The organism is Stenotrophomonas sp. LMG 10879, assembly GCF_002750935.1.
GTDB classification, from domain to species: domain Bacteria; phylum Pseudomonadota; class Gammaproteobacteria; order Xanthomonadales; family Xanthomonadaceae; genus Stenotrophomonas; species Stenotrophomonas lactitubi_B.
The window spans coordinates 211,272-231,177 of sequence record NZ_PEJT01000006.1 but is presented as its reverse complement, the minus strand read 5'-3'; the positions used below and the strand labels follow the sequence as shown (position 1 = coordinate 231,177).

Below are 19,906 nucleotides of genomic sequence, written 5' to 3'. Positions count from 1 at the left end.
TGATGGCTGTCAAAACTATCCGTTTTTCAAACCCAAGGTGCAAGCGGATACTTCTCCTCAACGGGAAAACACAGCGGCTGCCAGCCCATCCCGCCCCATCGAAACCATCGAACAAGGAGATTCCATCATGCTGCAGATCCGCAAGAGCGCTACTCGTGGCCTGGCCGAGCATGGCTGGCTGTCCTCGCGCCATACCTTCTCGTTCGCCAGCTACTACGACCCCCGCTATGTGAGCTTCGGCCCGCTGCGGGTCATCAACGAAGACAAGGTGACCGGCGGCCAGGGCTTCGGCACCCACAGCCACAGCAACATGGAGATCGTCTCCTACGTGCTGGGTGGCGCGCTGGAGCACAAGGACTCGATGGGCACCGGTTCGGTGCTGCGCTACGGCGACGTGCAGCGCATGAGCGCCGGCAGCGGCGTCAGCCACAGCGAGTTCAACCATTCGGCCACCGATCCGGTGCATTTCCTGCAGATCTGGATCTTCCCGCAGACCGAGAACATCACGCCGTCGTATGAGGAGACCCACTTCACGCCGGAGAGCAAGCGCGGGCAGCTGCGCCTGATCGCCTCGCCGGATGGCGCCGATGGCTCGCTGCACATCCACCAGGATGCGCGCATCTTCGCCACCATCCTCGATGGCGAGCAGAAGCTGCATCACGCCCTGGCTGCCGGACGCGGCGCGTATGTGCAGGTGGCGCGGGGCCAGCTGCAGGTCAACGGCATCACCCTGGAAGCGGGTGACGCCCTGCAGGTCAGCGACGAGGCACAGCTGACCCTGGAAAACGGCAACGACGCCGAAGTGCTGGTGTTCGACCTGCCGCTGTAACCCACACGCCCGCGATGCCGTCCGGCATCGCGGGCGTGTCATGTCGCAACGCGATCAGAACTTGTACGTCACCGCCAGCCGCACGTTGCGCGGCTCGCCCCAGGTGTAGGTGCTGTACCAGCTGAAGATCGTGTAATAGCGCTTGTCCAGCAGGTTGTTGACGTTGACGGTGGCCGACAGGCGATCGTTGAACTGGTAGCGCGCCATGGCATCCAGCAGCCAGTACGGCTGGGTGCGATGGACCACCGACGCACCATTGGCCGGGTTGGTGATGATGCCGAACGTGGAATCCTGCCAGCGCGCGCCGCCACCGACGGTCAGCCCCTGCCAGTCGCCGCGCAGGCGGTAGCTGGTATGCAGGCTGAACTGGTTTTCCGGCTCCAGCGTGGACACCTTGGTCCCTGCCTGGCGGGCGATCTTGTGCGCAAAGCCGCCCTGCACCTGCCAGCCCTCGGCCAGTTGTCCGGACAACTCCAGTTCGTAGCCCTTGGTGCGCACCCCCATCAATCCGCGATAGGCGATATCGCCGGTCGGCGTCTTGCCACCGGTAGGCTGGGCGAAGTTGTCCTGGTCAAGCTGGAACAGCGCCGCGCTGGCATTGAAGCGGCCGTCGAAGAACTCCGCCTTCAGACCCATTTCATAGCTGCGGCCTTCCAGCGGATCCAGTGCTTTGCCCTGTTCGTCGCGCTCACCCTGCGGCTTGAAGATGGTGCTGTAGCTGGCATACACCGAATAGTGCTCGCCAAGGTCGTAGACCACGCCGGCATACGGCACGAACACGCCGCTCTCGCGCGTCTGCGGCGAACGGTAGCTGGCCAGGCGGCTGCCGACGATCACCTTCAACGGGTCGGCCACATCGAAGCGACCGACCACGTACAGGCCGTTCTCGCGGGTCACTTCATTGTTGCCGTAGCCGCGCTGCCATTCCGGTTCCGGGATATCACCCTTCCAGCTGTTGTAATCGGCAACGGCGGTCGGGTAGCCGGGCTGCGGCGAATAACCGGTGTTGGTCCAGCGCTTGCGCGACGCACTGCCGCCGACCACCAGTTCATGCTGACGACCGAACAGGCCGAAGTTGCCGCTCAGGTAGAAGTCGGCAGCGTTGCTGACGGTCTTGCCGACATACTTGCCCAGCCACAACGAAACGCCTTCGCCGGTGACCGGATCGGGGTTGCCACCGGCAGCACCAGCCAGCGCCGCATCGTAGCCGTTGACCTGGTGGTTGAGCTGCAGCTTGGCCACCCAGTCGTTGTCGAAGGTGTGCTCCAGCGTGGCAAAACCGGTGCGCACGTACTGGCGCCAGCCACTCCAGTGGGTACCGTTGTTGAACGAGCGCGGCATGTCATTGAAATTGCCCTGGCTGTCCAGCAACGGAATGCCGCCCCACGTCGAGCCCTTGGGATCGCTCTCCAGCACGTCGCCGCCCACGGTCAGCAGCGTGCGTTCGCCCAGATCGGCTTCCAGCACGGCATAGCCGACCTTGCTGGTGCGCTGGTAGAAATCCAGATTGGAATGCTTGTCCTGCCAGGCACCTACCGCACGCCCACGCACGCGGCCATCGGCAGTCAGCGGGCCGCCGACATCGACTTCGGCACGGTAGTCATCCCAGCGGCCGACGCCGAGCGTCGCGCTGCCAGCAAACTCCTTGCCCGGCTTCTTGCGCACCAGGTTGATGGTCGCGCCGGGATCGCCCATGCCGGTCAGCAGGCCGGTGGCGCCCTTGAGCACTTCGATGCGGTCGTAGATCGCGGTATCGCTGAGCGTATTGCCGGCCGAATAGGCCGAGTCGCGCGACATCGGAATACCGTCGTACTGGAAGTTCTGCACGGCAAAACCACGCGCGTAGTACTCGGTGCGCTCACTGTCGTAGGTGACGATGCTGATGCCCGGGGTCACCCGCATCACGTCATCGATGCCGTCCAGGCCGAAGTCATCCATCTGCGCACGGGTGATCACGCTGATGGTCTGCGGGGTCTGCCGCGGCGTCAGTACCAGGCGGGTAGCGGTGGCGATGGTGCCCGGCGTGTAGGCGCCGCTGCCTTCGGTGATGGTGCCCAGCTGGTTGGCGGTGACCTGCACGGTCTGCAGCGTCTGCGAGGGCGTTTTGCCCTCTTCTTCAGCCGGTGCGGATTGCGCCGAGGCGGCGCCGGCAGCGGCCACTGAGGTCAGCAGAAGACCATGGGCAAGAGCCCTCGCCAACGGGCGACGACGCAGGGAGAGCACGGAAAAACGAACAGGCACGGACGACACGACGGGACCTCCACGAAGGGGTGGGATCCTCTGGCGGCGGCTCGAGGGAATGGGGGAATGGCGGCCAAGGGCCGCAGGCGCAGGAGTTTACTCTCCTGCGCTTCCGCTGTCGTGGGTGGCGCCCGGGCCCGAGCAGGCGCTGCCCCGTGGCAAACGTCAGCCGTCGACGGCCGCCACCGCCTCCAGGATCAGTGCTGCCACTTCGGCCGGATGCGAGGCCATCGAGGCATGGCTCGCTTCCAGCTGCAGCAGGCGCTTGGGCTGCAGGCGTTCTGCCATGGCCTTCTGGTTCTGTGGCGAGATCATCCGGTCCTGGCTGGAAAGCTGGTACCAGCTCGGCTTGTGCTTCCACGCCGGATCGCTGATCGCATCGCCGAAGGTGCTGGCCAGCGGCGCCTTCTGGGTCACCGCCATCACCCAGCCTTCGTCGGCGCTGAGGTCCTGGCAGAAGCTCTCATGGAACTTGTCCGCGCGCAGCCACAGATAGCCATCGCTGTCCGGGGCAAGGTTCGGTGCCGCTTCGGGCAGGTGCTGCTGGGTAATGCCGCCCGGGCTTTCACCGCTGTCCGGCGCAAATGCAGCGATATAGACCAGGCCCTGCACGTTGGGCTCGTTGCCGGCTTCGGTGATCACCGCGCCCCCGTAGGAGTGCCCGACCAGCACCACCGGGCCATCGATCTGGCGGATCATCCGGCGCGTCCGCTCGGCGTCGTTGACCAGCGAGGTCAGCGGCAGCTCGACCGCCTTCACCTGGTCGTGGCCCTTGCGGTGCAGTTCCAGGATCACCTTGGCCCAGTGTGCGGCCCCGCCCCAGAAGCCATGGACGAGGAGGATGGTCGGTGTGGTGCTCATGCGCTGATCTCCGGCAGCGGCCGGGCGGAATGCCGACCGTCGGGCTACTCTCCACCGATGGCGTTAATCAACGGTGACGCATCCGGACCACTGCAATCGTATGCGTCGCCCGATGTCACGCATTGCACTTGCCCGGCGCGCCTGAAAACGTTTTCATGAGGGCGATCCTCTGGAGCCTTCCTCGCGCATGACGCCTTCTTCTCCCCGCGCCCAGCAGCACGCGACCCGCGCTGCGTTCTTCATTCCCGGCTTTGCCACTGCTGCCTGGGCACCGATGGTGCCGTTCGCCAAGGCCAAGGCCGGGTTGTCCGATGCCAGCCTCGGCGGGCTGCTGCTGTGCCTGGGGCTGGGCTCATTGCTGGCGATGCCGCTGGCAGGTGCGTTGACCGCGCGGCTGGGCTCGCGCCGCTTGATGATCGCCACCACGGCGTTGATTCTGCTCGCCCTGCCACTGCTGACGCTCGCTCCTACGCCGCTGGCACTGGGGGCGACGCTGTTCGTGTTCGGTGCGGGTGTGGGCGCGATGGACTGCACGATGAACATGCAGGCGGTGGCCGTCGAGCGCGATGCGGGCCGCCCGATGATGTCCGGCTTCCACGCGTTCTACAGCATTGGTGGCTTCGTCGGCGCCGGCTGCATGACCGGCCTGCTGGTTCTCGGTACGCCGCTGTGGCTGGCGTCACTGGTCGCCGTGGCGGCCATGCTGCTGGTGGCCGTGCTGTCGGCCCCGCACTGGCGCCCGCAGCGCATCCTGCATGATGGCCCGATGCTGGCCGTGCCGCACGGCGTCGTGCTGTTCATCAGCGTGCTTGCCTTCGTGGTGTTCCTGGCCGAGGGCTCGATGCTCGACTGGAGCGCGGTATTCCTGGCCGAAGTGCGGCAGGTGCCGCGCGACCAGGCCGGTGCCGGCTTTGCGGTGTTCACGCTGGCGATGACCGCGATGCGCCTGTTCGGCGATGGCATCGTCGAGCGCCTTGGCCGCACCCGCACCATCGTCATTGGCGGCATCACCGCAGCAGCCGGCTTCGCGCTGGCCACGCTGGTGCCCTCCTTCGCGATGGCACTGGTCGGCTACGTGCTGGTGGGCCTGGGCTGCGCCAACATCGTGCCCGCCCTGTTCTCGATGGCCGGCCAGCAGCGCGCGATGCCGGAGAGCATTGCGATCACCGCAGTCACCACGCTGGGCTATGCCGGCATCCTTGCGGGCCCCGCAGCGATCGGCGCGCTCGCCCACGCCACCAGCCTGGGCTTTGCCTTCCTGTGCGTGGCGGCGATGCTGCTGGGCGTGGCGGCGTCGGCGCGTTCACTGGCCCGCCGCCTGCCCTGAAGGCTCAGCTGCGCGCTGGGGTCTTTGCCGGTGCATCGACGCCGTGCACCAGCCACTCGGCCTGGGCCGGCAACTGCGGCGCTGGGCACGCGGACTTCGGGTGGTGTTCGTCGCGCGCCATCCAGTCATCGACCACCCCGGCCAGCAGGTCCAGCCGCAGCGGCAGGGTGATGTGATCTTCGCCGCGCATCTCGATGTAGTGCGCACGCGGGTTGGCCTGTGCCAGCGCACGCCCCTGGCTGACCGGAATGTGCTGGTCGCCCTGTCCGTGCAGCAGCAGCACGCAGGCACGGGTATCGGCCAGCGCGCGTGCCACGTCCACCTGGTCCAGGTCCACGTCGATGCGGCGGCTGGCGGCGGCCACCACCTGGTTGATGTCCTGGCCGCCGTAGCGCCAGCGTGCATACGAGGCGATGGCCTGTGCCTTCAACCCTTCCGGCTGCAGCGCCATCAGATGCGGAATCATGGTGCGGATCGCTACGCCGGCATTGGCGAACGATTCCATCGCCACCACGCCGGCCACCTGGTCGCCCAGTTTGTCGGCGGTGAACAGTGCGGTGGCCGCGCCATAGGAAACACCGAACAGGTACAGCGGGCCAGTCACTTCGCCGCGCGCGCGCAGCTCGGCGATGACGTCCACCACATCATCCGATTCGTAGGTGCCGTAGCCGGAGGGACCGGTGCCGGACTGGCCATGGTTGCGCAGGTCCAGGGTGACCACGCGGTAGCCCGACTCGGCCAGCTGCAGCGACCACGGCAGCATCGAATCGCCGTTCATCATCCAGCCGTGCAGCAGCACCACGGTGCCACGCGGCGCCTGCGCGCGGAACGGCTGCGGTACCGCCAGGCTCAGCCCGGTATCCAGCGGCAGGCCGTTCTGGTGCTGCTGCGGCAGGTAGTGGTAGCGCGCGCCATAGTCGCCCGGATCGAAAGCACGCCAGAAGATCGGCACGCCATCACGGCCCGCGGCGAAGCCATGCCGGTTCGGCAACGCAGCCACGGCCGCGGCGATCCGCGGCTGATCAAGCAGGGTCGAAACGCCACCGGGCGCGATCAGGCGGTCGCTGAGCGAGGTGGACGAGGCGGTCATCGAAGAAGAGCATGCAGCCAGCCACAGGCCGGCGCACGCCAGCAAAAGCAGCAGCAGGCGCTTCATGGGCAGTCAGGGGAAAAGTGCGACAGCGTGGCAGGTTAGCGGTCACGCCCGACGCCATCTATCGCAGCCGGATGACGGGTTGATGACAGCGCAGGATCGATTCAGCTTGTCACAATGTCGCGACCGGCCGAAGCATTGATCCGGATCAATGAACGCCATCGCATCAATGGCCACAGTGCCGGCATGCGCACCTCGTTCAAGCTCGCCATTGCCCTGGCCGCCACATTGGCCGCCGCCTACGGCATCGCCCGCAGCACGCCGTACTGGTTCGCCCCGCGGCAACAGGCCGAGGTCGATATCCACGACCCGACCCTGATCGAGCAGGGCCGGTATCTATCGCGTGCCGCCGACTGCGCCGCCTGCCATACCGCACCCGGCGGCAAGCCCTTCGGCGGTGGGCTTGGCATGCAGACACCGATGGGCACGCTGTACTCGACCAACATCACCCCGGACCCGGATACCGGTATCGGCGCGTACGACTATGCGGATTTCGAGCGCGCGGTGCGGCGTGGCATCCGCCATGACGGCCAGCCGCTGTATCCGGCAATGCCCTACGCCTCGTACGTGATCGCCAGCGATGCCGAGATCAAGGCGCTGTATGCCTACTTCATGGGCGCAGTGCAGCCGGTCCGGCAGGACAACGCCGACAGCACCATTCCATGGCCGGCCAACATGCGCTGGCCGCTTGCCTGGTGGCAGCTGCTGTTCGCGCGCCCGCGCAGTTTCATCCCTGATCCAACCCTGGATGCCGGCCAGCAACGCGGCGCCGAACTGGTCGAAGGCCTGGCCCATTGCGGCGCGTGCCATACCCCACGCGGGCTGGCCTTCCAGGAAAAAGCGATGGCCGATGACGGCAGCCGCCAGTTCCTGTCCGGATCGGTGCTGGAAGGCTGGTATGCGAAGAACCTGCGCAACGAATCAACTGGCCTCGCCAGCTGGAGCGAAGCCGAGATCGTCGAGTTCCTGCGCACCGGCCGTACCGATCGTTCCGCGGCCTTCGGTGGTATGGCCGATGTGGTCGAGCACAGCACGCAGTACCTGTCCGACGCCGATCTGCTGGCGATGGCGCGGTATCTGAAGCAGCTGCCAGCACGCGACGGTCGCAGCGCGCAGTGGACGCCGGGCAGCGACAACACCACCGCCGCACTGCGCGGCGGCGACTACCGGGTGGCCGGTTCGCTGGCCTACGCCGAACACTGCCAGGCCTGCCATCGTGCAGATGGCCGTGGCATGCCACGGGTCTACCCTGCCCTGGCCGGCAACTCCATCGTGTTCGCCGACGATCCCAGTTCGCTGGTGCAGGTGACCCTGATCGGTGGACGCACGCCGCACACGCCGCATGACCGGATGGCGTTCACCATGCCGGGCTTCGAGCAGCTGCCCAATGCACAGCTCGCCGACATCCTCACCTTCATCCGCAACAGCTGGGGCAACCAGGCCAGTGCGGTCAGTGAACTGGACGTGGCGCGCATGCGCCGGGTAGTGCGTGACAAGCCGGTGCATGTGGTCCCGCAGGAGACGGCGCAATGAGGCGTTCGAAGAAGCGTTCCAGAGCGATGATCGCCAGCGCAGTGGTTGCGGTGCTGCTGGCCGGCGCCGGCACGCTGCTGTACCAGCATCTGTACCCGGACCTGGACGCGGAGGTGGCGAGGACTCTGGATATCCTCGACGGTCACGGCCAGGTGGTGGGCCAATACCACGTGCCCAGTGCCGAAGAGATCGCCAGCCTCGGCAACGCCGACGCGGTGATGTTCGGCCGTCGCCTGCTCAACGAGACCGCACGCCTGCTTCCGGACAACGTCGGCAACGATCTGAACTGCAATTCCTGCCACATGGCCGAGGGCAAGCGACCGTTCGGCAATCATTACTTCAACACCGGCGGCGGCAGCTACCCGCGCTACATGCCGCGCCCGGGCAGGGAAATCGGTCTGGCCGAGCGCATCAACGGCTGCCTGCAGCGTTCGATGAACGGCAAACCGCTGGCCAAGGATGCACCGGAGATGCGCGCGATGCTGGAATACATGGCGTGGCTGAGCCGCCCGGTACCGGAGGGTGCACGCGTAGCCGCGCCCAGCGAAGGGCCGATCGACAGCACGCTGACGCCGGACCCGATACGTGGGCAGGCGCTGTATGCCGCGCAGTGCGCTGTCTGCCACGGCAACAACGGAGAGGGCCAGCGCGATGCCAGTGGCGATATCGCGTTCCCGCCGCTATGGGGCGAGCGCAGCTTCAACATCGGTGCCGGCATGGCGCGGTTGTACAAGGCCGCAGGCTTCGTCAAGCACAACATGCCGCCGGCGGTGAGCCGTGAACCGCCTCTGGGCCAGCAGGTGATGCCCGACCAGGATGCAGTGGATATCGCCAGTTACTTCATCAACCAACCGCGCCCGGACTTTGCCGGCAAGGCCAAGGACTGGCCACGCGACCCGAAACCGAAGGACGCGCGCTACTGAGGGACGTCGCCGGTGTTGCCGGCGTCACACAACACACTCCCTGCATCTGCGCGTCACCGCCATGTCATCGGCGCTGCCGACACTCCCGGACTTTCCTCTCCTGAAGGTCCGGTTTCGATGCGAACGATTGCGCGCTTTCCCCGTATCTCGCTGCTTGCCCTGCTGATTGCTCCCGCACTGGATGCCCTGGCTGAAGCACCGCAGGGCGATGCCGCCGATACGCGAAGCGCCGACGCGCGGACCCTGGACCAGGTGCAGGTGATCGGCCAGGCCACCAGCTATGCCAAGACCTCGGTGCGCCAGGAAACCTTGAACCGGCAGACCGTGTTGAGCAGCGTCAATGGCGCGCTCAACGAAGTGCCTGGCGTGGTCGTCAGCGAAGCCGATGCCACCGGCTCGTCGGTCTGGGGCACCCAGATCAGCATGCGCGGCTTCGTCACCAACCGCGATACCCAGCAGATCGGCACCACCATCGACGGCCTGCCCAATGGCGGCTCCGGGTATGGCGGCGGATCGCTGGCCAACCGCTACATCGATACGCTCGACCTGGAAACGGTGGAAGTGAGCCAGGGCACGGCCGATATTTCCTCGCGCTCGAACGAAGCGCTGGGCGGCACCCTGAACTTCCTCACCAGCGATCCGCTGCAGGAACAACGCCTGCGCATGGTGGTGGGCGCCGGCGACAACGAAGCGCGCAAGTACTACGTGCGCTACGACACAGGCCTGCTGGGTGGACATACCCGCGCGTGGATCAGCGCATCCTCGGCGCGCGTGCATGACTGGATCGATGGCACCGGCCACACCAGCAACGACAACATCGCCGGCAAATTCATCACAGAGCTGGATCGCTGGACCCTGACCGGCTACCTGTCCTACAACGATGCCGACGAGCCGGAGTACACCAGCGTTTCACCGAAGGGGTTCGCCACCAACCCGGACCGCGACGGCCTGGTCGGCACCCTGACCGGCATTCCGTATCTGGACCAGAACTACCGCTCCGGGTCACGCGCACTGCGCGAGAACACCTTCGGCTACCTGCGCGCGGCCTTTGATGGCGGCAACGGTTTCAAGGCCTCCATGGCCGCCTACGGGCACCGCATGCAGGGCCGCGGTGACTGGCTGCCGCCGTACCTGGCCGATGTCAGCGACGATGGCGCCGGTCGCCCGCAGTCGGAGTACCTCGGCGGCAGGACCGTCTACGGCGGCAGCAACCGTGGCCAGATCTACTTCGTGAACCCCGATGGCAGTTCCGCCCAGCGTCTGGCCAACTGCACGCCGCGACTCGGCTTCAGCGCCGAGTACGACCCCGACTGCTACGCCGGCAATGTGCAGGGCGCGCAGTCCTACCGCCATTCCCACTACGACAACGATCGCATGGGCGTCACCGCCGACGTCGAATGGCGGCAGACCTTCGGCGCGATCGACAACACGATCCGCGGTGGCCTGTGGGTGGAGAAGCTCGACCGTTCCGTGCGCCGCGACTGGCACCGCCTGCTCAACGTCGGCCAGGACATCGCCTTCGACCACCAGCCCTACTGGGTGCAGTTCGAAGACAAGTACAAGGTCGATGAGCAGATGTACTACGTCGAGGACGTGGCCCGCTTCGGTCCGTTCAGCGCGCGCCTCGGTGTAAAGCAGTTCTTCGTCGACCAGTCGCGTCGCCGTGTGATCGGCGCCGCCGAGAATGTGAAGTCAGATTCGAAGTCCGATCCGCTGCTGTCCACCGGCTTCACCTGGACCCCGGGTGTGGAAGGCATGGAGCTGTTCGCCGGCTACTCGCAGAACTTCGCCGCGATCCCCTCCGGCGTGCTGGGTGAAACCGATCCGCAGCGCTTCCGCAACGTCGAACCGGAAACCGCCGACAACATCGAACTGGGCATGCGCATCAGCCGCTGGCCGCTGACCGCTTCGGTCACCCTGTACAACATCAAGTTCGACAACCGCATCGTCTACCTGCCGGCCGGCCTGGTCAGCGGCATCGACTACCTTGGCGAGACCGATGGCGTCTACGAGAACTTCGGCGGCGTGGAGAGCAACGGCCTGGAAGCGGCCTTCGGCTACGGCTGGGACAATGGCTGGCGCATCAATGCCGCCTACACCTACAACCGCTCCAAGTACCTGGGCAGCGGCAACGACGCGCGCGACACGCAGCTGGGCATCGTCGACGGTGCCAAGGTGATCGGCCAGCCCGAGCAGATCCTGGTGGTGTCGGCCGACTGGCAGGGTGAGAACTGGAACTTCGGCCTGTCCGGTCGCTACCTCGGCGAGCGCTACCTGGATGCGGCCAATGTCAACAAACTGCCTTCGGCTACCGTGTTCAACGCCAACATCGGTTTCGACCTGCAGGGCCTGTCGCCGCGCCTGAAGGGCATGGGTGCCAACCTGGTGGTGAGCAACCTGACCGACAAGCGCTATCTTGCAGGGGTGGACGGCCGCGACAACGCCTTCATCGGCGCCCCGCGCACCGTCGGCATCTCCTTCCGCGTGGACTTGTGAGTGTGACCCTGTGACCGATACCGGCCGACGCCGACTGTTGCAGGCCGGCGTCGCCGCCGGCCTTTGGCCGCTGCTGCCCAGCATCGCCCGGGCAGCAGCGATCGCCCCTGCTTCGCGCACGCGCAGCCTGCAGGACCTGCAGCACATCGTGGTGTTCATGCAGGAGAACCGTTCGTTCGACCACTACTTCGGCACCCTGCCGGGCGTACGTGGTTTCGGCGACCGCTTCGTTGTCCCAGCGCCGCCCCTGCCCGGCAGCGACCACCCGCGCAGCCTGTGGCTGCAGCCCGATGCCAGCGGGCAACGCGCGATCGCCCCCTTCCCGTTGGATACCGCTGCGCACTTCGGCTACATGCGGGTGGAAGGCACGCCGCACACCTGGCCGGATGCACAGCAGGCGTGGGACCACGGACGCATGGCGCACTGGCCCAAGGCCAAGCAGAACCATTCGATGGGCTACTTCCAGCGCAGCGACATGCCGTTCCAGTTTGCCCTGGCCGATGCGTTCACCCTGTGCGATGCCTACCACTGCGCGATGCAGGCCGGCACCAACCCGAACCGCGTGTTCCTGTGGACCGGCCACAACGATGCCCAGGCCCGTGCAGGCGGCCCGGTGATCGCAAACTCGCACGACAATTTCCCCGAGCAGGGCGGCCATCCGGACTCGTACCGCTGGACCAGCTATGTCGAGCGACTGCAGCAGGCCGGCGTGTCCTGGCAGATCTACCAGGACATGGCCGACAACTTCACCGACAACCCGCTGGCCGGGTTCGAGGCCTTCCGCCAGGCACACCGCGGTGACCCGGGGCATGACCCGGAACTGCGCGCACGCGGCGTCAGCACCCGTGGTCTGGCGCAGCTGCGCGAGGACGCGATCAACGGCCGCCTGCCGCAGGTCAGTTTCATCATCGCCGATGCGGCCGGCAGCGAGCATCCGGGGCCGTCCAGCCCCGCGCAGGGCGCCGCCTATACTGCACGCCTGCTGGATGCATTGACCGCCGACCCGGAGGTGTGGAGCCGCACCGCCCTGCTGTTGATGTTCGATGAGAACGATGGCTTCTTCGACCATGTGCCGCCACCGGCACCGCCCTCACCGCTTGGCGATGGCTGGGCCGGTGCGTCGGCGGTCAGCACCGAGGGCGAGTACCACCGCAACCCGGCACCAGGCGACGAGAAATACGATGCCGCCGGGCTGCGCGGGCGCCCCTATGGGCTCGGCCCGCGCGTCCCGTTGTATGTGATTTCGCCGTGGAGCCGTGGCGGCTGGGTCGACTCGCAGGTGTATGACCACACTTCGGTGCTGCGTCTGATCGAGCGACGCTTCGGCGTGGCCGCGCCGGACATCTCGCCGTGGCGGCGTGCGGTCTGCGGTGATCTCAGCAACGCCTTCGACTTCGCCCAGCGCGACACGCGCCCCTTCGTCAAGGCGCTGCCGGACGTCACCGCCGTGGCAGCGCGCGCCGCCGCCCTGCCCGGCCGTACCGTGCCTGCGCTGCCCGATGGCCTGCATCCGGCCCGCCAGGAGCCGGGCGTGCGTCCTGCGCGGGCACTGCCCTATCGGCCGCAGGTGCAGGCCACGTCGGTGGATGGCCTGGGCATCACCCTGCAGCTGGCCAGCGATGGCGCCACGGCCGTGCTGCATGTCTACGACCGCCTGCGACTGGACGCCATCCCGCGCCGTTACACCGTGGTACCGGGTGCCCCGTTGCAGGATCGTTGGCCGCTGGATGCACAGGGTCGTTACGACCTCTGGCTGCTGGGGCCGAATGGATTCCATCGCCACTATCGCGGTGCGGGCACGCTCGCGCCGCTGCATGCACAGGTGGAACGCGCGGACGGCCAGCTGCGGCTGGTGCTGCGCAATCCATCGCCTTCAGCTCGCAGCGTCAAGGTGCAGGGCGGTGCCTACGCGGGCCACATGCCCGTTAGGGAACTGCAGCTGGTGGCCGGCGCGGAAACCGTCCTGGCCTGGGACCCGACACCCACCGCAGGCTGGTACGACCTGATCGTGCGCTCGGAGGGCGTCGAGCAACGCCTGGCCGGCCGTGCCGAAGATGGCCGCGCCGGCACCAGCGACCCCGCCATGGGCACCGCACCGTTGCGCTTCGAACACGGCTGAGAGTACTTCCGTAGCGCCGGGCGCTTGCCCGGCTCTACAGGGCAGGACAGCCGGCTCAGGCCTCCTGCAACCCCGGTCGGCCGTGCTCCACTGCATAGCGCTTCCAGCTCTGCAGCGTGCCGTTCGGTCGCATGACCGTATCAAGGGTCTTCATGTCACCGATCCAGGCATCGCGGGTGACATCACACAGCACGTAGCCGCGCTTGTCCGTCGTCGCCTTCAGGTGCGGACTGTGCCGCAGCTGGTTCTCAGCATACGCATCCACGCCCTGCCCGTCGGCGCCCGAGCTGATCGAGGTCGCCAGGAACTCGCTGGAGATCACCCCGGAATGGGTGTTGTCCTGCACCAGGTCGCTGGCATAGTGGCGGTGCGCATCGCCACAGGCGGTCACCACGTTGCCGAAGCCCACCTTCTGGATGTGATCAAGCAGGCGCCGGCGGCTGCACATATAGCCGGACCACTGGTCATCGGAAGACTGCACCACGCCGTCCTTCTCGCGCATGTAATTGCCCAGTGAGACCTGGTGCGCGATCGCGTGCCAACGCGGCGCGGCATCGGCCAGGCCATCGAACAGCCATTGCTCCTGCTTCGCACCCACAATGCTGCGCTCGGCAGATTCCACCTGTCCGCGCTGCGCCATGTCCACCTGCTTGCTGCGGTACTGGCGGGTATCGAGCAGATGCAGGTCCAGCAGCGTGCCGTAACGCGCGCGACGGAACATCTGCATATGACCATCGCGCGGGAACGACGAAGCGCGCAACGGCATGTTCTCGTAATACGCCTGGAACGCCTGTGCGCGGCGCAGCAGGAACAGTTCGCTGGGCGTACCATCCGGGTCTTCGGCACCCGCCCAGTTGTTGTCCACTTCATGGTCGTCGAACGTCACGAACCACGGTGATGCGGCGTGCGCGGCCTGCAGGTCCGTATCGGTCTTGTACTGCGCGTAGCGGCGGCGATAGTCGTCGAGCGTATAGGTCTGTGGGCCAACGTGGTTGCGCAGGTTGGTGAACGGCTGACCGTTCATCTTGCGCACGCCGGTCTGGCTTTCGCCCTCGTAGATGTAGTCGCCGTAATGGAACACGAAATCGAGTGGTTCCTCGGCAATATGTCGCCACGCCGTGTAGTGCCCCTCCTCGAAATGCTGGCAGCCGGCCACCGCGAAGCGCACGCGCTTGATCAGCGCGTTCACGGCAGGCAGGGTGTGGGTGCGTCCGATCGCACTGGCATGGCCTCCCACGGTGAAGCGGTACCAGTACGGCCGCCCAGGCAGCAGGCCGTCCAGTTCCACGTGCAGCGCATGGCCAAGTTCGGGGTGGGCCAGCGAGGTTCCCTGCCGCACCACGGTGCGCATGGTCTCGTCCGTGGCCACCTGCCATCCCACCACCATCGGCCGGGTGGGCATGCCGCCACCGAACACCAAGGGCTCGGTGGCCAGCCGCGTCCACAGCACCATGCCGTCGGCCGACGGATCACCGGATGCCACGCCGAGGGTGAACGGCGTACTGGCAAAGCGCGGCGACGCCAGCAGATTGCGTGGATTCAGTGCTGCTGCATCGCTCTGCGCAGCCAGCGCGCTCGCAGTCCCGGCCCACGCCCCCAATGCGGAAAGTCCCGACAGGGCAAGGAAGCGCCTGCGATTGATCGTATCCAAGACGGCCGCCCTCAGTTGTAGATGATGTGGAAGTAGAAGAAGCGACCGTAGTCATCGATCTCGGTGCGGAAGCGTCCGTTCGGACCGGTGCTGTAGGTCGGCTGGGTATTGAACAGGTTCTTCGCCTCGTACTTCAGCGTCACGTGCTTGCTGACCTTGTGGCTGAAGGCCAGGTTGAAGGTCATGTACGGGTCGTAATACGAGTCCAGCCACTGGGTATCGCCGAAGTCGACCAGCATGCGGCTGCGGTAGGTGCCGGACACGCGCAGCTGCGAGCTCTTCCACGGCATGCGCCAGATCACCGAGCCGTTCACCGACCAGTCCGGCTGGTACAGCAGGCGGTCGAGGCGGCGCTCGCTGCCATCACTGATGCGGTAGTTGGTCTGTCCGTCCAGTCGGGTGGCATTGAGGTACATGTCGAAGCGCTGGCGGCCCCACTGCAGATTGCGGTTTGCCACCGCGAACTCGATACCGCGCAACGTCGACTCATCGGTGTTCATCGGCTGGGTGATCCGGTAGCGGACATCACCGATGTTCTCGAACGTGGTCAGGGTATAGATGTCGTCCTTGATCACCTTGTCGAACATCGCGACCGACACCAGGCCGTTGTTGCCGTTGAAATACAGGTCCCAGGCCAGGTCGAGATTGGTCGAGCGGCGCGGCTGCAGCGAGGCATTGCCCTGCTTGATGGTGCAGAAGCCTCCGCCCAGCTCGTCGTCGCCACAGCTGGTGCTGGTGGCCTGGGCGATGTTGCTGGGCGTCGGCCGCCCCAGCGTGCGGCTGGCGGAGAAGCGCAGGCGCTGGTTCTCGCTCAGCTTGAAGGTCGCATTCAATGACGGCAGCAGGTTGTTGTAGCCGCCACTGCTCTTGCGGAATGCCGAGGTGTAGGTGGTACCGCCATCATCGCTGAACGGGCTGAACGCATCGAAGGTAGTGTGGTCATAGCGCAGGCCACCGATCAGCAGCAGCCGGTCCCAGGCGTAATGCGCCGAGACGTAGGCATTGGCGATGTCCTCCACGTACTTGTAGTCGCTGGTGAAATCGGCATTCGGGTAGGCCGCATCGTTGTTGCCCAGCTTCGGGTACAGCTCGTCATGCCACTTGCGGTTGTCGATCAGCGGGAAGCCGGGGACGCTGCCAAGCAGGGTCGAACCCGGATACAGATAGTCGTTCAGGGTCGCGCTGGTCTTGTAGTAGTCGAAATCGATGTCCTGCCAGATCTTCAGGTGGCGATACTCGGCACCGGCGGCAAGACCGAAGCCGCGCGCATCGGCATCGATGTTGTAGCTGAAGTCGGCACGCAGGTTGTCGATGCTCTCCTTGGCGTCGCGCGGTGAGATGTAGGCCTGCGCGGGATTGAGCTTGAACGCCGAGCTGGTCAGCAGACTGGAGTCCGACACACCCACCGCGTTCGGAAAGCCATGGCTGTCGTTGGCATAGTCGACGAACAGGTTGCTCGGGTACGCGCGTACGCCCCAGTAGACCTGGGTGTTGTGGAAGGTCTCTTCGGTGTGGCCGGCGCGCAGGGTCAGCCGCGAAAGGTCGCCGATATCCCAGTTGAAGCTGGCGATCGCACCGCGGTTGCTGCGGTCCCAGCGGTCATGGCGGTTCTTGATGTAGATGCTGTTGATCTGGGTGGTGCCGCCGTCCTCGGTCTGGTTGCGTATCGGGAACTTGGCATTGCCATACAGATCGGTCTTGTTCATCGTCGAGTTCTCGTAGAACCGGTACGAGTACAGCAGCAGCGAGGCATAGAACGGATCGTCCGACGGCTTCCATTCCAGCTTGGCCGAACCACCGAAGTTGGTGATGTAGTTGGTGTAGGTGCCGGTACTGAAGTTGCCCGGCGCGCGCAGGCCGTTCCAGCCTTTCGCCTCGTCCGGGCCGGTGGTGCCATCGGTGAGGTACTTGCCGGCATCGTTGTAGTAATAGTTCGATTCGACCCAGCGCTTGACGCTGTTGCGCGAACGCTGTTCATAGCGCGCGACAGCGACGATGCCGAACTGATCATCGGCACCGAACTGGTTGGAGAACACCGCCTTGGCGCTCTTGCCGAAGTGCCCCAGGGTCTTGTGGTCGCCACCCGCGCTGCGCCCCACGTTGGTCTCGGCCGTGGAATAGATGCCGGCCACGTCGGCGAACACATACTTGCCGGAGCGGTCAAAGGCACTGCGGCTGATAATGTCGATCACACCACCAATGGCATCCGGCGCCTGCTCGGCGCTGAAACTCTTGTAGATGTCCGTGCGGGTGCCGATGTCGCTGGGAATCAGCTGCAGGTTGTTCATGCGCTCGCCGGAGCCACTGCCACCCACGCTTGCGATCGCGATGCCGTCGATGGTCGTGTAGTTGAGATTGGCCTGCACACCGCGCACGGTCACATAGCGCGGCTCTCCCGCATCTTCCACCGCACTCAGGCCGGGCGCGGCCATCAGGCTCTCGGCCAGCGTCTCATCGCCGTAGCTGTCCATCTCATCGTAGATCACCGAATCCTTGATCACCGGCGAGGTTTTCTTCTGATCGATCACCTCATGGGCGGCGATCACCTTGATCGTTCCCAGGGTCGGAGCGATCACTGCTTGCGGCTGCTGCGGTGCCGGTGCGGCCGGCCTGGTTTCGCGCTGGGCCGGTGCCGCATCGATGGCGATCACGTTGCCGTCCAGCACCGTGTAGCGCAGGCCGGTGCCGGCCAGCAGCGTGTCCAGCGCCTGCTTGACGGTGGCGCCCCGCGGTACCGCGCCCGCCATCGGTGCATTGCCCGCGCCGGCATACAGGAACTGCACGCCGGAGCTGCGTGACAGCTGCTCCAGTGCCTGGCTCAATGGCTGCGCGGCGATCGCTGCAGTGACCTTGGTCTCAAGCCCGTTGGACGACACCGCCTGCGCATGTGCGCCCAGACAGGGAGACAAGGCCAGTACCACCGACAGATAGAGCTTCTTGCGCATCACGGTTCCTTGCAGGAGAGAGGATTGCTGCTACCGCGTCGGCATTCGACAGCGGCTTCTCCCAAGTAAGAGCCGGCATCGGCGGAAGTGGAGAACGCCGATTCGATGAATTTTTTCTGACAGCCCATCAGCAGATCAGGATCAGCGGCTGGAGACCCATACCGTGTCCTGTTCGCGACGGATGACGAAGCGCGCGTCCCGCTGCAGGAATGCCTGCAGCGCTGCGACCCGGTGCGCCTCCAGGCTGCCCGACAGGCGCGCCGCCCGCGCCACGTCATCGGTCACCCGTACCTGCACCTGGTTGTGCCGGTTGAACGCAGCAGCCACCTCGTCCAGGCGCTCATCACGGAACGACACCCGGCGCTGCTGCCAGTCCAGCAGCATGGACATCGGTATTTCCAGCGGCTGCACCGCATGGCTGAGATGATCGACCTGCACCACCCGCCCGGCGGGCAGCTGCGCCAGCCGGCGTTGCCCGTCACCGGCGGTCCAGACCTCCACCTCGCCGGATACCACGCCGATGCGCGTGCTCTGCAACCGGCGCGACACATCGAACACGGTGCCGATGTCACGGATCTGCAGATCACCGACCCGTACCTCGAAGGGCCGGCGATCCGCTGCGATATCAAATGTGGCCTCGCCCTGCAGCAGTTCGACGCGGCGGCTGAACCAGCCAATCTTCACCCGCAGACGGCTGTCTGCATTCAGCCGCACCTGCGTCTGGTCAGCCAGCAGCACCTCACGCAGTTGCCCGTGCCCGGCGACCAGCATCTGTTCGCGCGGCATCAGCCACGGCAGCAGACCGGCCACCAGCAACAGTCCGCACGCCACCGCAGCCACCCGCCTCCAGAGCGGCCGGCGCGTTCGTGTTGCAACCACGGCGCGCGGCGCGGGCACGGGCGCGGCAAACAAAGGCACCACTTTCGCCGTTGCCGGCAGCATCGGCAGCACTTCCCTGCTTCCCTGTTCCTGCGGGTGCACCGACATCGCCGCGCCCACCTGCCGGTGCAGATGCAGGACATGCAGGTACGCGCGCACGTGCTCGGGCGAGCCCTTCATCCACGCCATGAACCCGGCGCGCTGCGCAGCGCTCAGGTCACCCTCGCGGTTGCACAGGAACCAGTGCGCAGCCTGTTCGGCCACCTCGTCATCCATCGCTGCAGGCTCCTGCTGGTTCATCCGTCCTTCCCGGCGCCCAGCGCCTTCCTGCAGGCTTCCAGCCCCTTGCCGATGTGCTTGCGCACCATGTGCACCGACACGTCCAGCTGCGCCCCCACCTGATGGCAATCCAGTCCTTCGCGGTAGTGCAGCTCCATCACCCGCCGCGTCGTGGGCGGCAGTTGCGCGATGGCGCCACGGATTCCGCTCCAGCGCTGCGCCCGCTCGAAATCAGCCTCGATGTCCTCTTCGCTGCTGAGTACCTCGGCCAGCAGGTCGACGTCCTCGATCTGCGGCAGGCCGGAGCGCGAGCGTGCCTGTTCACGGGCCAGGTTGGCTGCCACCGCGAACAGATAGGCTTCAGGGTTCTCGATCGCCGCGGCGTCTTCGCCGGTGCTGCGCAGCAGGCGCAGGTAGACCTCCTGCGCCAGATCCTCGGCATCGGCAGCCTGTGAACCACGCCGAAGGAAGAAGCCACGCAGCAGGCGGCGCCGCAGGGCGTAGCTCTTCTCCCAGATCCTGACGCTGTTCACAACCGACCAACCACCCCGAGGCTGGAAAACCCAGCAGGGTGCACACCGACGATGACACCCGCATTGCAGCGGCGCCGGGCAAAGCGCAGGTTCGCGCAGACCCAATCGCCACCTGTCTACCGGCCAGCTGGTGCGCC

At 66.0% G+C, this 19,906-nt stretch carries 13 protein-coding genes; 6 read left to right on the top strand and 7 right to left on the bottom strand.

The annotated features are described in order from the left end of the window. Positions 1 to 127: 127 nt before the first annotated feature. Positions 128 to 829 carry a pirin family protein gene (locus tag CR919_RS11465; protein ID WP_099820122.1) on the top strand — a complete coding sequence of 234 codons (702 nt, stop codon included), beginning with the start codon at positions 128 to 130 and terminating at the stop codon, positions 827 to 829. A 54-nt stretch (positions 830 to 883) separates the two neighbouring features. Here the strand turns inward: CR919_RS11465 and CR919_RS11460 are convergent, their stop codons facing one another. Both CR919_RS11460 and CR919_RS11455 read right to left on the bottom strand, forming a co-directional pair. Next, positions 884 to 3,079, bottom strand: a complete 2,196-nt coding sequence (locus CR919_RS11460) for a TonB-dependent siderophore receptor (RefSeq protein ID WP_099820121.1) — start codon at positions 3,077 to 3,079, stop codon at positions 884 to 886. Between the two features lie 156 nt (positions 3,080 to 3,235). Beyond that, positions 3,236 to 3,931, bottom strand: a complete 696-nt coding sequence (locus CR919_RS11455; protein ID WP_099820120.1) for an alpha/beta hydrolase — start codon at positions 3,929 to 3,931, stop codon at positions 3,236 to 3,238. Between the two features lie 187 nt (positions 3,932 to 4,118). Here CR919_RS11455 and CR919_RS11450 point away from each other — a divergent pair, with 187 nt between their 5' ends. Further along, positions 4,119 to 5,258, top strand: a complete 1,140-nt coding sequence (locus tag CR919_RS11450; RefSeq protein ID WP_099820119.1) for an MFS transporter — start codon at positions 4,119 to 4,121, stop codon at positions 5,256 to 5,258. 4 nt (positions 5,259 to 5,262) lie between these two features. Here the strand turns inward: CR919_RS11450 and CR919_RS11445 are convergent, their stop codons facing one another. Continuing rightward, positions 5,263 to 6,414 (bottom strand): alpha/beta fold hydrolase, encoded by a 1,152-nt coding sequence (locus tag CR919_RS11445; protein ID WP_099820118.1) that lies wholly within the window; start codon positions 6,412 to 6,414, stop codon positions 5,263 to 5,265. 183 nt (positions 6,415 to 6,597) lie between these two features. Between CR919_RS11445 and CR919_RS11440 the strand changes: the two genes are divergently transcribed. The 4 genes from CR919_RS11440 (at position 6,598) to CR919_RS11425 (ending at position 13,482) form a co-directional block, all read left to right on the top strand. Then, the gene (locus CR919_RS11440; RefSeq protein ID WP_099820212.1) at positions 6,598 to 7,944 is read left to right on the top strand and encodes a cytochrome c; all 1,347 of its coding nucleotides are present in this window, start codon (positions 6,598 to 6,600) and stop codon (positions 7,942 to 7,944) included. After that, positions 7,941 to 8,867, top strand: coding sequence for a c-type cytochrome (locus tag CR919_RS11435; RefSeq protein ID WP_099820117.1), 927 nt, complete (start codon positions 7,941 to 7,943; stop codon positions 8,865 to 8,867). The genes CR919_RS11440 and CR919_RS11435 overlap by 4 nt, the downstream gene beginning before the upstream one ends. Before the next feature lie 117 nt (positions 8,868 to 8,984). After that, positions 8,985 to 11,363, top strand: coding sequence for a TonB-dependent receptor (locus tag CR919_RS11430; RefSeq protein ID WP_099820116.1), 2,379 nt, complete (start codon positions 8,985 to 8,987; stop codon positions 11,361 to 11,363). A gap of 10 nt (positions 11,364 to 11,373) precedes the next feature. Then, complete coding sequence (locus CR919_RS11425; protein WP_099820115.1) at positions 11,374 to 13,482, top strand: phospholipase C, phosphocholine-specific; 2,109 nt, start codon at positions 11,374 to 11,376, stop codon at positions 13,480 to 13,482. A 55-nt stretch (positions 13,483 to 13,537) separates the two neighbouring features. Here the strand turns inward: CR919_RS11425 and CR919_RS11420 are convergent, their stop codons facing one another. From CR919_RS11420 to CR919_RS11405, 4 genes are all read right to left on the bottom strand, one after another. Further along, complete coding sequence (locus CR919_RS11420; protein ID WP_099820114.1) at positions 13,538 to 15,133, bottom strand: alkaline phosphatase D family protein; 1,596 nt, start codon at positions 15,131 to 15,133, stop codon at positions 13,538 to 13,540. Between the two features lie 11 nt (positions 15,134 to 15,144). Then, entirely contained in the window at positions 15,145 to 18,078 is a 2,934-nt protein-coding gene (locus CR919_RS11415; RefSeq protein ID WP_099820113.1) for a TonB-dependent receptor, read from the bottom strand. Between the two features lie 141 nt (positions 18,079 to 18,219). Beyond that, positions 18,220 to 19,257, bottom strand: a complete 1,038-nt coding sequence (locus CR919_RS11410) for a FecR domain-containing protein (RefSeq protein ID WP_099820112.1) — start codon at positions 19,255 to 19,257, stop codon at positions 18,220 to 18,222. Beyond that, a complete protein-coding gene (locus tag CR919_RS11405; protein ID WP_099820111.1) occupies positions 19,254 to 19,769 on the bottom strand; it encodes a sigma-70 family RNA polymerase sigma factor in 516 nt (171 codons plus the stop codon). The genes CR919_RS11410 and CR919_RS11405 overlap by 4 nt, the downstream gene beginning before the upstream one ends. Positions 19,770 to 19,906: the final 137 nt, after the last annotated feature.